Below are 15,254 nucleotides of genomic sequence, written 5' to 3' on the forward strand. Positions count from 1 at the left end.
TGTAATGGGTAAAACAAAGAAAAAATTCATTCTCTTAACACTTGTTGGCTTCTTCGTAGCTTTGTTTGTTTACCGAAGCTTCCAGCCAATATCAACGCTACCCCTTGACGATCAATGTATTGCTTCATTCGACACATTTGCATTTACATTCCCTGACAGATACGGGCCCACACAAGAAGTGATATTGCCTCTTCACCCGTGGGAAGCCATCACTACATTACCCGAGGTGGAAGACTTGCCCGCTGGTCGAGTCAGCGGAAAACTTGAAGTAGAAACTGTCCGGCATAACAATGGGAATCGGGAAATTTGGGTATCAAATCCTAGATCAGATAAGGGTTTTGTTTACCTTGTGTACTTTGAAGGCGCAAAAGAATGGCTTCAAATTCAGATGGAATTTAAAGGCTGGTTCTACCCAGAAGAAAGTTTACACATTTCTCGTGAAAATAGCGTTTGGAAAATCAGAATTTTTGACGGGCAAATCCTTCTTTTCGTTTTTGATGATGATTCAAAACGTTTCATTGAGCAACAAGTAGTAACCATTCCACCGGAATGGAGGCTCAAAACGAAATCTTTACGAAGAAATGTCTTTGACAATATCCAGACATTGTGGGATGAGAATGACACCTTGTGGATATTTTCTAGCAATGATGCAGTTTACAATTTTGATCCAGCTACACAGCAACTAAATCGTCTTGCGTCACTTGAAGGATATGCGACCTTTAGCGACTTAGCTTCTGACTTCAAAAATGAAGTTTTCTTCGATGCCTATGACGATCAAACCGTTTCTGGAACTGTTTTGCAATACAATATTTCCACTAATGAGCTTGCAGAGGTCTCGCTTTCAAAAATGCCTGGCTCCTCCGTTAGTCTCGTTGACTTAAACGGCAACTTTTGGCTAGGAAATAGTTACGGCTATCGAACACCTGAAGGGAATTGGAAACGGCTCAATCCAAACCCAATCAATTTCTGGTGGCACATGGATTTTCTTGATGATTGGAGATATTACGTTCCTCCAACCCCAGTTCAACAAACTTCTGACGGCCGAATTTGGTTTGTCATCAACCGATCACAAGAATGGAACACATTGCGAAGCGGCATTGCCTGGTTTGACCCAAATACAGAAGAGGGTTGTTGGTTTACTAGTGAAGGTGCCCAAATTGTCGAAGATAGTCAGCAAAATTTATGGGTGGTGATCGAAAACACATTGTACAGATACGAAAACGAAACGCTGGCACAGTGAGTTATCCTTGACTAACCAACACTATTAGCATACAAATTATGTTTGAGACATTACTTCGAGACATAATCCCAGTCCCCATTATTTTCATTATATCTATTATCTTTTTGCTGCTTGGAGCATGGAAGTCCGTATTTAATCCTGCGAGAAGGCTATATAAAGGGAGGCTTTTGGAGGATGAAGGGTGTCATAAAATCCGAGTTCAAGCGAGCCTTTTTTACAGCATCTGCTCGGTTTTTCTTTTCTTGTTGATATCGCTCAATTCAAACGAGATAATCCTGAAAGTAAAAGACCTGCCATCCTTCTTTCTTCTTTCAGGTATCTGCCCAGGATTACTGTGTTTCTTGGGCAGTTATGCCCTCTTGAAGCGATTGTGCTAGGTCTAGGTCAAACAAGTCTTCCAAAAAATCTACTGTGGCTATCGTCTTGCCGTGCCACCTGCCTGCTTTGGGATGGTCTTCTGGATGTGCTGTGACTGACCTGCGTCCCGCCGTGCCACTTTTTTGCCTGTCGTGGATGTGGTAGAAAGTTGGGAATTGTTGACGAAAACGGCCGTTACCTCCTACCGCTCGCGTAAGCGTGGCTCAAAAATGCGCTCCAAACCGATGCCCAGCATGGCAAAGGCAAACCCCGTCAGGAACAGCAGCCCCAACGGTGCCATTACCAAATGGGTGGAATTGGTGTAAATGCCATAGGAGAGAGCTTCTACCACCAGCTTACCCCAGGTGGGTAAATATGGGTCGGTAATGCCCAAAAAGGCGAGCGTCGCTTCCAAAAAAACATAGCTTGGCACCAAAATAATCAGTTTAGGCACCAACACCGTGACGATGCGCGGCACCATGTAGCGCACCACAATCCGCCAATTGCTGGCTCCATACACCTGCGCCGCCTGAACGTACGGCTCCGAACGAATTTGCAAAAATGCCGCCCGGTATGTCTTTACCGCACTACCAAACAGCGTCAGCGCCACCGTCACCGCCAAAATGGTGAGAATGCTGCGCGAGTAAAGCACAAACACCATCAAGGCCACAGGGAAAAACGGCAAGATCAGGTTTACCTCGGTTAAGAATTGCACAACGCGATCCACCCAGCCCCCAAACCACGCGCCTAGTGCAGCAACCAGCATCCCGCCCACGGAGGTGGCAAAGGCCGCAATCAAGCCAAATCCTAGGGCAATTGGTGTCCCCCACAGCAGGGCAATCATTAAATCTCGCCGCGACGAATCGGTGCCTGCCAAGCCGTGCACCTGCCCCAGCATCGTTATCTTCACGTCAAAATCAGCATCTGGCTCAAATAGCAACGCCTGCACCCGCAGCGTGTACGTGCCGGGTACTGGTTCGGTCACCAGGCCGTCTGAGCCAAGAAAAAGTGCTTCCAGGGGGGCGTCTGAGCGCAATCGCCGCTGCAAACGGTCGTCGCGGCTCACAAAGTAAGAATCAGATTGATTGGGTTGAAAGCTGGTTAGCTCTTGCTCGCTGCCGTCAGGCCATACCCAGGAAACGGATACATGCGGCCCTTTTTCTACAAATTGCGTCTCCATATCCAGCACAATTTCCTGAGGAAAGTCGCCGTAATCATATTCAAACGTGAAGGGGATGATGACGTCTGTCAGGTTTTCATCTAATTGTGCCACTTGTTTGGAGGCATCTGGCGATCTTGAGTCAAACGCGATGGTGGGTGGCAAATCGCGGAAAAGAAAAGCGTTTACCCAGGTGGGCTGTGCGCTTTGCGGATTACGCAGCCAGACTTCATTGTCTGCACGCCACAGGCTCACAGCTTCCTGGTAAGGAATGTTAATGACCGTGTGTACAGAAACGCCTATCAATCCCGTAATCACCAATAATCCGAAGATGGTACCTGGATTTTCGCGCATACCTTGCACAAGCGTGCGGACTGCTCGGCCCCATCTTTGGAGTATGGCAAGCAAGCCACTAAGCCGGAAGCGAGGCCGGGTTTGCTTTGTGCGGTCTGTCTCCGCTAGTGGCGAAAGACGAGCACGGCTGCGCCGTCGCCAAAAACGCCAATTAGGTTTTTTGGCAATGTGGCCCTGTGTTTGTTGGCTCCCTATCCGCACTCTGGGGTCTATTAGCAGGTAACAGATGTCTAAGACAAAGACGATAATAGCGATGAGGTAGGCAAACATGGTGACAATGGCCACAATCAAGGCTGTATCGAAATTGGTTAGGGCTTGAACGAAAAGGCTGCCAATCCCCTCGATGTTAAAGAAGGCTTCCAAAGCAATCATTTCTTGCCACAAGACGGCTAGCAGCAGGGCAAAGCTGGTAAGCAGGGTTGGCAAGGCAGGGAGGATAATGTAGTTGCGGTCAATACGGCCGTTCGACAATCCCTTCGCATACGCCAAATCTACATAATCTTCGTTACGGTACACCTGGAAGAAGCTGCGCCAGATGTAAGCACTCTGGAAAAAGCCCGCCAAGAATATGGCCAACAGCGGCAACGCCAGGTGGCGCAAAAATACAACAATCTGGGCAAAGCGAAACTCCTCCGGGAAAGCTGTAAAAGTGCCACCCGGTGAAAAACCAAACACCCGCAAGGCAAATACCGTTAGCAAAACGCCAAGCACCCAGGCTGGCGCAGATGAAATCGGCGACAACCAGATAAACAGTTTATCCAATCGCCCCCCGTGGCGACGACTCAGCATGAGCGCAAACAAGACGGCCACGCCAAAAAGCAGCACGTTGGACACGCCAAATATCAATAACGTCCGTGCCAAATTATCAAGAATCAGCTCCCGTGCTGTGACATTTGAAGAAAAATCTAAACCATAGAGCCAGGGTCTTTCCAGCTTCCAATCAAGCGTTAGGCCATCGCCTAGCCAAATGGCAGAGCGCAGCCACAGAGGGTCGTTTAAGCCCGCCGCCTTTCTGGCAGCTTCCATTCGCTGCTCAAATATTGCTTCTTGCTCTTCCTCTGACAGGCCACTACCACGTAGAGACAGGCCAACCGCAAACTCTAATTCCGACTCGACAATCGTATCTACATAGCCGCCAAAGTTGGCAATGATGATGGTGAGGTAAATGGCTATAACAACGGTTAGCAGCAGCAAAGAAAGACGCTTGAGGGAAAACAAAGCCACATTACGCCAGGCCGAAGGCTGTTGTGTCTGGATTGTGCCGGGTACTTCTGTTCTTGAGATTTGCTCTGCCGTCATTGAATATAGATCCCCTCCCGATGCCCAAACGTTAATATCCGCTCAGATGTCACCAACTTGCCCCCTTAACGGCAATTGTACCATTTAGCCATCAATAATGGAATTCTGCTTGGATATTCACGCGATTAACGGAATTTCTGTTGGCGGGATCGTTTAGCTGTGGTAGACTGGCGTTTCGTGCGTTTTTGGCTAACCAAAATGGTTAGCATGTAACAGTGCTGGTGTCAGTCAGTCTGGCATCACAAAGGAGACTTTCTCAACATGTTTCTGTTACACAACTCCCCTAAAATTCGTGCAGCTGCTCCCTTCTGGGGTTACCACATCTGGTAATCATCGGTTGGTTGAGCCAGCCACTGGCCGTTAACGGCCGTTGGCCATTCTCGTAATCCGCAACTTTTTGCCTAACAACTAAATAATTTTTGTCATTGGGCGTCTGAGACGGCCGTTTGTCGTCTCTGGTCGTTGTGGCTCGTTGTTGATGGATTTGCCATCAACTATTCTTCACGCGCCCCTATCACTATTTTGAGGAGGAAAAATGGAGTTACCAATTCGTCGTTACGGGGATTTGATGTATCAATATCTCTATCCCCTGCGGCGCAAAGTGTATTTGCTGGCTGGGCTAATCTTTACCACATTGGCTTTGCAGTTGGTGAATCCGCAGATTATTCGTGGGTTTATTGACACGGCCGTTTCCACCACGGACAGCCAACCCCTCATTTGGGCTGGAGCTATCTTCTTGGGAACATCGCTGCTGCTGCAATTGGTTGGGGTCACTGCCACCTACCTGGGCGAAGACGTCGGTTGGCAATCCACCAACCAGCTCCGTGCCGATTTGGCGCGCCACTGCCTGCGGCTGGACATGTCATTCCACAACGAGCACACCCCCGGCGAAATGATCGAGCGCATTGACGGCGATGTGGCCAACATTGCCATCTTCTTTGCCCAATTCATCATTCGCATTGTGGGCAACCTGCTGCTAATTACGGGCGTGCTCATCGTGCTGCTGTGGGAAGATTGGCGAATTTCGCTGGTGCTGGGGGTTTTTACGGCCGTTTCCCTCATCGGTCTGAGCAAACTGCGCCAGATTGCCGTACCTGCCTGGAAAGCCGCCCGCGAAGCCAACGCCGATTTGATGGGCTTCATCGAAGAGCAGCTTGGCGGCACAGAAGATACGCGCTCCAGCGGTGCCGTGCCGTACGTCATGCGCCGATTGGCCGTGTTTAGCCGCCAGCGGATGCACAAAGAAATTGAAGGCGCAGAAAAAAGCATCATCATCATTTTGTCGTGGATTGGCCTGTTCACCATCGGGCAGCTCATCGCCATCTTGTCTGGGTACTTTTTGTACCGTTCAGGTGCCATCACAATTGGCACAGTTTACCTGGTGATTAGCTATACCAACGCCATCTTCCGGCCGCTGCGCGAAATTAGCAACCAGATTGAAAACATGCAGCAGGCCGCCGCTGGCATTGACCGGGTTGAGCAGCTTTACCGCGAAACCAGCCGCATTGTGGACGATGGTCAAGCCACATTGCCAGACGGCGCGTTGGGTGTTTCCTTTCAAAACGTCAACTTCGCCTACCACGACGACCTGATTTTGCACGACGTTGATTTCCAACTAGCTCCCGGTGAGATGCTGGGGCTGCTGGGTCGCACCGGCAGCGGCAAGACAACCATCACCCGGCTGCTGTTCAGATTATACGAGGTGACGGATGGCGCGGTTTGCCTGGCTTCCCAAAATATCCAAACCTTGCCGCTCAGCCATCTGCGCCAAAAGGTGGGCATGGTGACCCAAGAGGTGCAGCTTTTCCGCGCTTCGGTACGCAACAATCTCACCTTCTTCAACCCTGAAATCCCAGACGGCCGTATTCTGGACGTGCTGCACGATTTGGGGCTAGGCGACTGGTTTGCCTCGCTACCAGACGGACTAGATACTGAATTAGCGTCGGAAGGTGCTAGCCTTTCTGCTGGCGAAGCGCAACTGCTCGCGTTCACCCGTGTCTTCTTGCAAGACCCAGGGCTGGTGATTTTGGATGAGGCGTCATCCCGATTAGACCCGGCCACAGAGCAACTCATCGAGCGGGCAGTGGACAAGCTGCTGCACAATCGCACGGGCATCATCGTGGCGCATCGGCTCACGACGGTTCATCGGGCAGACAAGATTATGGTGTTGGGAAACGGCCGTATCCTGGAACACAACACCTATGAAGCCTTAGCCCACAATCCAGACTCCCACTTTGCGGAATTGCTGCGGACGGGGTTGGAAGTGGAAGGTCTGCCAGTGGGCGAGTATGCGAGTGGCGAGTGAATTACTCGCAAACTTGCAAACTCGCATACTAATTAGGAGGAACATGAGTACAAAACAAACCACTGTTGAAGCACCAACCTGGAAATTCATTCTGGCGTTGGTGCGCTTCATGCCCTGGCAGCATTTCTTCAACTTGCTGTCGCTTATAGCGCTGCTGCTGGGCTTACTGGGGCCGCCGCTTGTCATTCGCTACTTTTTTGATTTGCTCACTAACGAAGCAACCGCCGCCTTCGACCTTACCACGCTGGTTGCCCTGCTGGTTGTTGTGGCGCTGGGACGCATGGGGGCACGGCGGGGCATGATTAAGATGAATCGGCCGTTTATGCTGCACTCCCACGCCCTGATGCACAACAACATGCTTGGGCGCATTATGGAACGACCCGGTGCCAACTCCCTGCCAGAAGCACCAGGCGAAGCAATCAGCCGCTTCCGTGGCGACGTGTGGGAGCTGCCATTCTTCGCCCTTTGGGTAAATGATGTGGCGGCCAATGGCGTTTTCATGCTGTTTGCCCTCGCCATCATGATGAGCATTAACGCCAAAATTGCCCTCATCGCGCTGCTGCCGATGGTGTTGGTCACGCTCGTCACCAACAGTGCCACTGGGCGCATCCGCATGTATCGGCAAGAAATGCGTAAGCGTAGCGGCATCGTCACTGGCTTCATTGCCGAATCATTTGGCGCGGTGCAGGCAATCAAAGTGGCCTCGGCAGAAGACCGCGTAATTGATTACTTCGACACGCTCAACGAGAAGCGTCGGCAGGCAGCCTTGAAGGATCGCTTGTTCAACGAAGTGCTACATTCTGTCTTCCAAAACTCGGGGAATATTGGCACGGCCATCATTTTGCTGCTGGCCGCACAAAGTTTGCAGGCAGGTGAGTTCACCGTGGGGGATTTTGCGCTGTTTGTGGCTTATTTGGGCAACACAACGGGCTTTGCCAGCTTCCTGGGATTCTTGCTGGCACGCTACCGTCAAGCCGCCGTTGCCGTCAGCCGGATGGTGCGGCTGCTGCAAGGAGCCGAGCCACTCAGCCTAGTTAAGCATCGCCCAGTGTACATGTCTGGTGATTTACCGGAGGTACCGTTTGTGGAGAAAACGGCCGTTCACCACCTCAACTCCCTCTCCGTCCACAATCTCAGCTACATTCATCCAGATTCTGGCCGGGGCGTTACCAACATCAACCTGCATTTGCCCAAAGGCTCCTTCACCGTCATTACGGGGCGCATCGGGGCAGGCAAGACCACATTGCTGCGGGCGCTGCTCGGTTTGCTGCCACAACAGGCAGGGGATATTCGTTGGAATGGCGAGTTAGTTGGCGAGCCGGCCGAATTTTTCGTGCCGCCGCGCACGGCGTACACGGCGCAGGTGCCGCGTCTGTTCAGCGACACGCTGCGGCAAAACCTACTGCTCGGCCAACCAGAGGAACGTGTCAACATCCCAGCGGCCATCGAGGCTGCCATTTTGAACGAAGATGTGGTTCAGCTAGAAAATGGTCTGGATACGATGGTCGGCCCCAAAGGTGTGAAGCTGTCTGGTGGGCAAATTCAGCGGTCGGCGACGGCGCGTATGTTTTTGCGCGAGGCAGAGCTATACGTCTTTGATGACCTGTCCAGCGCGTTGGATGTGAACACAGAAAAGCAGCTATGGGAGCAGCTTTTTGCTCAGGAGAACCCGCCCACGTGCCTGGTGGTGTCCCATCGGCGGGCAGCATTACGGCGGGCGGATCATATTGTGGTGTTGGAAAACGGCCGTATCGAGTCTGAAGGACACTTAGAAGAATTACTCGCCACCAGCGCCGAGATGCGGCGGCTGTGGGAGGGTGACATCCAGTAAGTTCTTGTAGCCGCGGTTTCTTTCCGCGCTTGAAATGCGGGAGGAAACCGCGGCTACTTGGCGATTAGTAAGCTAATCACTTGCTGCATGTTTTGATGGTAGGTGGAAACGGCCGTTCGCCCCTCGTCAGACAAACGAATCAAAGTACGCGGCACGCGCTCCACAAACTCTTTGGCCACGGTGATGTAGCCCACCTCTTCTAGCTTGCCCAAGTGCGAGGACAAATTGCCACGCGTGAGACCGGTTTGCGTCAGTAAAAAGGTAAAATCAGCACATTCCACCGCCGCCAACAAAGCTAAAATCATCAAGCGAGCTGGCGCATGAATCGCGCGGTCAATATCGGCAATTGGTTTCAGCGCTTCCAATCCTGACTTAGCTGAACTCATTGTCAGCCTCTTTTTGCGCGGGATATTTACGGATAAAGCGAATGAGCAACCCCAGGCCAATGACTGTAATGATGCCGCCGAGAACCATCACAAACGTGGGTTCGGCAACGTCTAGCTGAATCCCCACAAAAATTACGCCTATCATCAAAACTGCATGGAGCAAAAAACGGTAAACACCTAGCCAGATTCCTGCCACAGCCAGCAAAATGGCCGGAAAAGCAGCCAAAACAAGCAGGTAATATTGCCGAAACCAGCTTTCAAATTCAGCCAAGAAATTATCTGACTGGAAAAATACGTACAGGCCCAGGAACAAAGACAACGTCATCAACCCCATCCCCAGCATCAGCAGCAATTTGGTTCGCTGCTTGCTGGCTGAATCAAACTGCACGTACCCCATGCGCGGGATAGCAATGGCACTTTTGAGAGGTGTGTACATAATGATCCCAATCCAGGACAAGATAATGTAAGCACCGCTTTCTGTGCTCATGTTAATACCAAATCCCAAGATGTTGAGGCCCACGACCAAATCCAGAATGCCATCCTGATGGTATGACAGGTAAATCTTTCGTTTTAATGCTTCAAAATCTACTACTCGTGACATTTTTTGACCCTCTTGAATAATTGTATGGTTTTCATATTAGTTTGTTTTTCAAACTAGTATGAAAAATATATTACTCGAAACTAAATCCTGTGTCAAGTAAATTATCCCGGAAACTTTATAAAATAGAATTTACGTGCTGTGGCCGGTGTCTCACCGTGCCCCTATCTGGCTCGGTCAGAGCATTGCGTCAGTCCTGTTAACCAGTTTATTGGCCAGTTTCCAGGGAAATACTTTAGCGACTAACGGCGGAGCGATCGGAAATCCAGGGAGCGTATGGCGCGCGGGTAAGGGCCGCCAACGCTAACAGCACATCATCATAATTGATGCGCCAACCAGCAAAATCTTGCCATGCCTGATCGCGATCTTCTTTAAGCGGCACGCCTTGAGCCATGAGCTCCTCGCAAACCTTATCAAACTCGTAGCGACTGATGCTAATAGGCATATCGGCCGTGGGATTGGCCTCGTGAGGCAAATTAAAGAAATCAGCGATTTGGCGCAGCGCCAAAAAGCCCGCCCGAATACAAAATGCGGCTTGTGGGTCGAAGCGAACGTCTACGGTGGAGAGAATAAAAGCGGCGGAGTCCATGACGTTGCCTGCGGCCGTTATCCATGAGCGCTGCGGCTGGGGCGAACGAAAAAAGACAAGCGGCGACAAAGACGTGTGGCTCTCTTCTAACTCGGCAAACCAAGTTTGCCACGTTAACCAAACGTCGCGCAGTCGGTCTAGCTCCTGGGTGCGATGCGACCGGGCAACCATTTCGGCCACAGTTGGGGGTGCCCCTGCCCGTGATTCCCACAGGACAACGGCCGTTTCCCGTCGAGAAAATGCACTGTACATCGTGGGCAAATAAGCAATGAGCATGGCAATCAGTACGAGGCCAATCATCGCCTCAGAAAATTCCAAAATCTTGGAGGCGGTTGTATTCACCGAGGCATACCCCAGCGTGAGCAAGGAGGAACCGCTAAGAAAAAATATCTCAGGAAACGGCCGTGGCTCCAAAGCCCAAAATAGCAGGATGTAGCCTACCAAAATGAGCACTAGCAAAATCATCGGCATCAAGAAAAGTGCCAACGGCGGGAAAAATGCCAAAATGCGATCCCGATCGTCATAGGTAGCACGCTTTACGCGCAGCCAAAACCAAAAGCCAATCGCACGAAATACCACCCGCGTAAGCCAAACGTTTACCCCGCGCGGCAAAATAAAGGTCTTGATAGCCGCAACCAGCGTGCCGCCAATGATGAAAATGCCGCCCAGGAAAACGGCCGTTCGCAAAACAATCATGCCCATGCTGTTCAAATCCATACATTTATTATCGCCAGATCGACGCATTGTGTCGAAGACGATTTGGCACGCTGTTTCTGCCTCCGCTAAAATGGTCTTGGTGGTTAGCAACTGGTTGATGGTGCAAACCAACTAACCACCAGCCACTAACCGCTCGCAAACAAGGACAAAGCATGAACTACGAAGATTTCCAACACATTTTGTTTGAAAAACGTGAGCCACACATTTTGTGGATGACGCTCAACCGACCAGAGGTGCTAAACGCCGCCGATGCCCGTCTGCATACTGAACTCGTTGAGGTGTGGCGCACGATTGACCGTGACCCAGACGTGCATGTGGCCGTCGTCACTGGTGCAGGGCGGGCATTTTCGGCCGGGGGCGACCTGAAGCTAGTAGAAAATGCCTATCAAAACCATGATGAGGTGATTCGCATTTTGGATGAAGCCCGCGATCTGGTTTACAACATGCTGCATTGCAGCAAGCCCATTATTTCTGCCATCAACGGAGCGGCCGTTGGCGCGGGCTTGGTGGTGGCACTGTTGGCAGACGTGAGCATTGCTGGGGAGAGTGCCCGGCTGGCCGACGGGCATGTGCGGATGGGCGTGGCCGCTGGTGACCACGCCGCCATCATTTGGCCACTGCTGTGCGGCATGGCCAAGGCCAAATATTATCTCATGACCAGCGATTTCGTTTCTGGCCCAGAGGCAGAGCGGATGGGTTTGGTAAGCCTGTGCGTGCCAGATGCGGAACTACTGGAAAAGGCGATAGAAATTGCCACCAATCTAGCTAGCGGCCCCCGCCACGCCATTCGCTTTACCAAACGCGCCCTGAACCAATGGCTACTCCAGGCAGGCCCCATCTTCGACCATTCGCTGGCATTAGAGATGCTAGGCTTCTTTTCTGAAGATATGATGGCAGGTATAGAGGCATTGCGGAGCAAAAAACCGCCCCGCTATCCATCTAGCCAATAAAGGAATTATTGCCGGAAGACTATCGGCAGGAAGGCTTGCTCTGACAAATTAGCCAGCATGTTGAGCGGAGTTTCTTCAGAGCTGGTGTCGTAAAAACGGCCGATATTCGGGAACACTGCCTCCAAATCGCCAGGAGCCACGCCAAACCAGAGCGCTAACTCAGCAAAATATTCATCGCAGGAGGTGGTAGGGATAAGCCGTCCGCGCCCCGTGTCTAGCGGATTATCTTCGTACAGTGCCGGAAAATCACCATAGATGCGACGCCCCCGCACGGAGCCGCCCATCACCATGTGGTTGCCGCCCCAGGCGTGGTCTGAACCTTGTCCGTTGGAGGTGAGTGTGCGGCCAAAATCGCTGGCCGTAAACGTGACCACATTATTGTGGACACCTAGCTCCATCATAGCATCCCGGAACTCTTGCATTGCTTTGCTCACCACAGAAAGCATGGCCAACTGATTGTTGAGAACCTCATCATGATGATCCCAGCCGCCCAGCATGACAAAAAAGGTTTGCCGCCGGAAGCCCAATGCGTTACGCGCCGCGATTGTCTTAGCTACTATTGCCAAGCCGTTGGATAGTTCATTGTCAGAAAACTGGGTAGCAAATGCAGGCACTCCCTCGATAGCAGTGGCAAACAACGCCGCCCCGTCAATGGCTGCTCGTGTGCTGTTGGCGAAGGTTTGGTCAAATAAATTCTGGTAGGATAAATCCAGCATGGATTCGATAGCTGCGTTTTTCAGAACATGACGCGACCACCAGATGTCATCATGGCCGATAACCTGAACTGCCCCATTCCCCCAGGGCACGACGCTATACTCAGTGAGCGTTGTCCCGGTTTGGAACAAGTTGGTGCCAGCCAATGAAATATTCATGGAAATCACGTCGCTATCGTTTAGCGACTTGAGCAAATCGGCGGTACGGCCGCCCCAGCCAAAGCCGGTGCGCTTGTCTGGCACGGAGGTTTGCCAGTGCATAATCTGGTCGCTATGCGAATAGAGGCCCAACGGTAGCTTATTCAGGCCAGATTCAATGCCGGCCAGTGTGGTTGGCTCGACCAGCGTGCCAACATTGGCCACAAAGGCTAGCTGCCCCGCGTCAAACATCTGTGCCACTTCAGGCATGGCGGGATGAACGCCGTAGGCACGGCCGTCCGTATCCTGTGCGTTGATTGGTATGAGATCGCCCTGCGGCAGCGCCAAATCGGCACGAATTGTTGCGTATTCGCCATATTCGCTGTTGCCACGCGGCACCAGCATGTTGAATGAGTCGTTACCACCGGCTAAAAAGATGCAGACCAGGGCTTTGTAATCGTTGCCGCCTGCCAACCCGTTGGCAGAGAGTTGCGAGATGGGTAAGTTTTCAGCAGCGGCCGTATTGGCCATGCGTAGGTTCATCAGGGTAGAAAATAATGAGGCAGAGCCAACGGCCGCACAACTTGCGCTCCCCAGAAATTGTCGTCGGTTCATTTTGAATGGCATAATTTTCTCCATTTTTGCCACAGAGAACACAGAGAAAAAAAGGAAAATCTCTTAACCCTCTGTGTCCTCTGTGGCTATATTTCTAAACTTGCACCGCGTACTCTGGGCAGCTCATCAATAAAAAGATGGCCATTTTGACCACATCTTCATCATCAGCGTTTTGGTCTCGGTAACCGGTAACGGCCGTTTCCAAAATCCCACGCATCTCAGTAGATAACGTTCCGCAGGTAAGCAGCAAATCCAGGTGGTCGAGTAGCGCCGGAATATCATTGACCAACGTTATTTCGTAACTTAAATCCGGAGCTGGCTGATCCAAATCGTATGTTTGCCCTTTAATTTCAGTAGTCGGGTCTGGCAAATCAATCACGTACCCCCACCACAGCCGGGAATACCAAAAATTAACGGTAGAAATAGCCGTATAGCTGTTTAACAACTGGAACTCTGGCCCAGCCAAACCATTGTCACTCAGTGCACCGGCTGGTCTGAACCCTGGCGCAAAAAAGTTGAAAACGCTAGGCGCATTGAACATATACTGTCTCAAAAGACCCTCCACGTCCCAACCTGCGTCCCAAAATTTTGCCTGTGGATTGGTAAAATGGAAGGCACGAACCATCTGTGTAAAGCGGAAAAATGGTTCGCGCAGCTTGCCGTGCGTAGGATCATCAATGTGAATAGGATTGCGCGCTTCATCATCCAGCAAAATTGCCTTGATAACCGCCTGCATATCCCCCCGCACGCCAGAACCATTGTCGTTGAATACGGCCGTTACCCGCGCCACATACGCCGGCGATGGATTCGACTTAACCAGCCGCTGAATAAGCTGCTTGCCGATAAACGGCCCCACATTTTGGTGGTTAAACAGATGATCCAACGCCTCGTTCACATCTTCCATACCGATTTGGCCATCTGGCACCACATAACCATTGAGCAATGTTTTGCTGCCAGGCTCATGCTCCTCATCCCACATCTTCATCGGGCGAACGGCCGTGTACGGATTCAGCCAACCGCTCAAAAAATCTGGTATCCAGGTCACATAAGGATCGCCATCAAAATCATACTGCAACCCCGTAAAAATTTTGGCAAACTCAGTAATATGGCTGTTGTCGTAGGTAGGAATTGGCTCGTTGTCGCCATCTAAAATGAAAGAGCCATCATCATTCAGCAAAAAAAGACCAATGGTGAAAAGCTGCATTATTTCGCGGGCGTAATTCTCGTCAGGGAAGCGATTTTCATCCACGTTGGTTTTACGATTACCCGCATGGCTCAAATATCTACCCATAAGCGGTGAAAGCGTTACATCTTGCAGCAGATCACGAAAATTGCCAAAGGCGTTGCGAAGCAGCATGTCGTACCAATCGGCCGCACCATTAGCAACAGCATAAATAGCGTCATCCTCTGTGGAGATCACAAAAATCTCGCTCAATGCCAACGCTACGCGCTGCCGCAACAAATCGCTCCCACCCAGCACCGCCTGCCACAACGCATAACGGAAAAGCGACCGCCAGGGTGCTTCGGCACCGTAATCACCTATCGTCGTTTCATCAAACAACTCAGAATAGAGATAATCCAGTATCTGGCTTTGGGGCAAGGCAAACTGTTGATCTATCCACGGCTCAATGCCGGTGGCGGCCACTTCCTGAATAAGCGCAAGGTCCGCTCCCAGAGTTGCCTGAGCCAAAAAGCGCGACGCTTCTTGTTCAGCCGTTAGCGTATTATTGCGTGATACGGTGCTGGCTCCCTGCACCGTCATATGAGGCGGGTTGAACAATTGACGGAAAAACCCCCGCCGACTCGTTGAAGCCATGCCTTATCTGCTCCTTTGAACACATTGGGCGTACACTATCTCGCTACAGGCAAGCGAGATATTCAACCCTGCAGAGGTTAAAAAATGCGTCCACTATACGGTTTGGCCTTGTGCAACGGGATACCTACTGTTCTGAACTTGCCTTCTTCACGGGCTTTTGCTTATTACAATTGGTATCTGACTAAAC

General features: G+C 51.3%; 10 protein-coding genes. 4 read left to right on the forward strand and 6 right to left on the reverse strand.

All coding sequences use genetic code 11. From position 1 onward, the window contains the following. Positions 1-4 precede the first annotated feature (4 nt). Positions 5-1,240 (forward strand): hypothetical protein, encoded by a 1,236-nt coding sequence (locus ACOQPM_RS18060; RefSeq protein ID WP_420631656.1) that lies wholly within the window; start codon positions 5-7, stop codon positions 1,238-1,240. 559 nt (positions 1,241-1,799) lie between these two features. On the opposite strand, the gene ACOQPM_RS18065 is transcribed toward ACOQPM_RS18060, so the two are convergent. Beyond that, a complete protein-coding gene (locus tag ACOQPM_RS18065; RefSeq protein WP_420631657.1) occupies positions 1,800-4,409 on the reverse strand; it encodes an ABC transporter permease subunit in 2,610 nt (869 codons plus the stop codon). A 535-nt stretch (positions 4,410-4,944) separates the two neighbouring features. Here ACOQPM_RS18065 and ACOQPM_RS18070 point away from each other — a divergent pair. Both ACOQPM_RS18070 and ACOQPM_RS18075 read left to right on the forward strand, forming a co-directional pair. After that, positions 4,945-6,714, forward strand: a complete 1,770-nt coding sequence (locus tag ACOQPM_RS18070) for an ABC transporter ATP-binding protein (RefSeq protein ID WP_420631658.1) — start codon at positions 4,945-4,947, stop codon at positions 6,712-6,714. Positions 6,715-6,757: 43 nt separating this feature from the next. Next, positions 6,758-8,545 (forward strand): ATP-binding cassette domain-containing protein, encoded by a 1,788-nt coding sequence (locus tag ACOQPM_RS18075; RefSeq protein WP_420631659.1) that lies wholly within the window; start codon positions 6,758-6,760, stop codon positions 8,543-8,545. Between the two features lie 53 nt (positions 8,546-8,598). On the opposite strand, the gene ACOQPM_RS18080 is transcribed toward ACOQPM_RS18075, so the two are convergent. The 3 genes from ACOQPM_RS18080 to ACOQPM_RS18090 all read right to left on the reverse strand — a co-directional run bounded on the left by ACOQPM_RS18080 (position 8,599) and on the right by ACOQPM_RS18090 (position 10,946). After that, positions 8,599-8,931, reverse strand: coding sequence for a transcriptional regulator (locus ACOQPM_RS18080; protein ID WP_420631660.1), 333 nt, complete (start codon positions 8,929-8,931; stop codon positions 8,599-8,601). Continuing rightward, positions 8,918-9,532 (reverse strand): hypothetical protein, encoded by a 615-nt coding sequence (locus tag ACOQPM_RS18085; RefSeq protein WP_420631661.1) that lies wholly within the window; start codon positions 9,530-9,532, stop codon positions 8,918-8,920. The genes ACOQPM_RS18080 and ACOQPM_RS18085 overlap by 14 nt, the downstream gene beginning before the upstream one ends. A gap of 232 nt (positions 9,533-9,764) precedes the next feature. Continuing rightward, a complete protein-coding gene (locus ACOQPM_RS18090; RefSeq protein ID WP_420631662.1) occupies positions 9,765-10,946 on the reverse strand; it encodes a hypothetical protein in 1,182 nt (393 codons plus the stop codon). A 41-nt stretch (positions 10,947-10,987) separates the two neighbouring features. Here ACOQPM_RS18090 and ACOQPM_RS18095 point away from each other — a divergent pair, with 41 nt between their 5' ends. Continuing rightward, positions 10,988-11,785, forward strand: coding sequence for an enoyl-CoA hydratase/isomerase family protein (locus ACOQPM_RS18095; protein WP_420631663.1), 798 nt, complete (start codon positions 10,988-10,990; stop codon positions 11,783-11,785). A gap of 5 nt (positions 11,786-11,790) precedes the next feature. Here the strand turns inward: ACOQPM_RS18095 and ACOQPM_RS18100 are convergent, their stop codons facing one another. Further along, positions 11,791-13,263: a DUF1501 domain-containing protein gene (locus ACOQPM_RS18100; protein ID WP_420631664.1), complete on the reverse strand. Its 1,473-nt coding sequence runs from the start codon at positions 13,261-13,263 to the stop codon at positions 11,791-11,793. 82 nt (positions 13,264-13,345) lie between these two features. Beyond that, on the reverse strand, positions 13,346-15,067 hold the full coding sequence (locus tag ACOQPM_RS18105; RefSeq protein WP_420631665.1) for a DUF1800 domain-containing protein: 1,722 nt from the start codon (positions 15,065-15,067) through the stop codon (positions 13,346-13,348). Between the last annotated feature and the right edge of the window lie 187 nt (positions 15,068-15,254).

Origin of the sequence: Candidatus Leptofilum sp. (assembly GCF_965223525.1) — a bacterium.
GTDB lineage: Bacteria > Chloroflexota > Anaerolineae > Promineifilales > Promineifilaceae > Leptofilum.

Coding starts and splice junctions, on each gene's coding strand:
- ACOQPM_RS18065 (WP_420631657.1), bottom strand. CDS start 4,409: ATGACGGCAGAGCAAATCTCAAGAACAGAAGTACCCGGCACAATCCAG.
- ACOQPM_RS18105 (WP_420631665.1), bottom strand. CDS start 15,067: ATGGCTTCAACGAGTCGGCGGGGGTTTTTCCGTCAATTGTTCAACCCG.
- ACOQPM_RS18075 (WP_420631659.1), top strand. CDS start 6,758: ATGAGTACAAAACAAACCACTGTTGAAGCACCAACCTGGAAATTCATT.
- ACOQPM_RS18070 (WP_420631658.1), top strand. CDS start 4,945: ATGGAGTTACCAATTCGTCGTTACGGGGATTTGATGTATCAATATCTC.
- ACOQPM_RS18095 (WP_420631663.1), top strand. CDS start 10,988: ATGAACTACGAAGATTTCCAACACATTTTGTTTGAAAAACGTGAGCCA.
- ACOQPM_RS18080 (WP_420631660.1), bottom strand. CDS start 8,931: ATGAGTTCAGCTAAGTCAGGATTGGAAGCGCTGAAACCAATTGCCGAT.
- ACOQPM_RS18085 (WP_420631661.1), bottom strand. CDS start 9,532: ATGTCACGAGTAGTAGATTTTGAAGCATTAAAACGAAAGATTTACCTG.
- ACOQPM_RS18060 (WP_420631656.1), top strand. CDS start 5: ATGGGTAAAACAAAGAAAAAATTCATTCTCTTAACACTTGTTGGCTTC.
- ACOQPM_RS18100 (WP_420631664.1), bottom strand. CDS start 13,263: ATGCCATTCAAAATGAACCGACGACAATTTCTGGGGAGCGCAAGTTGT.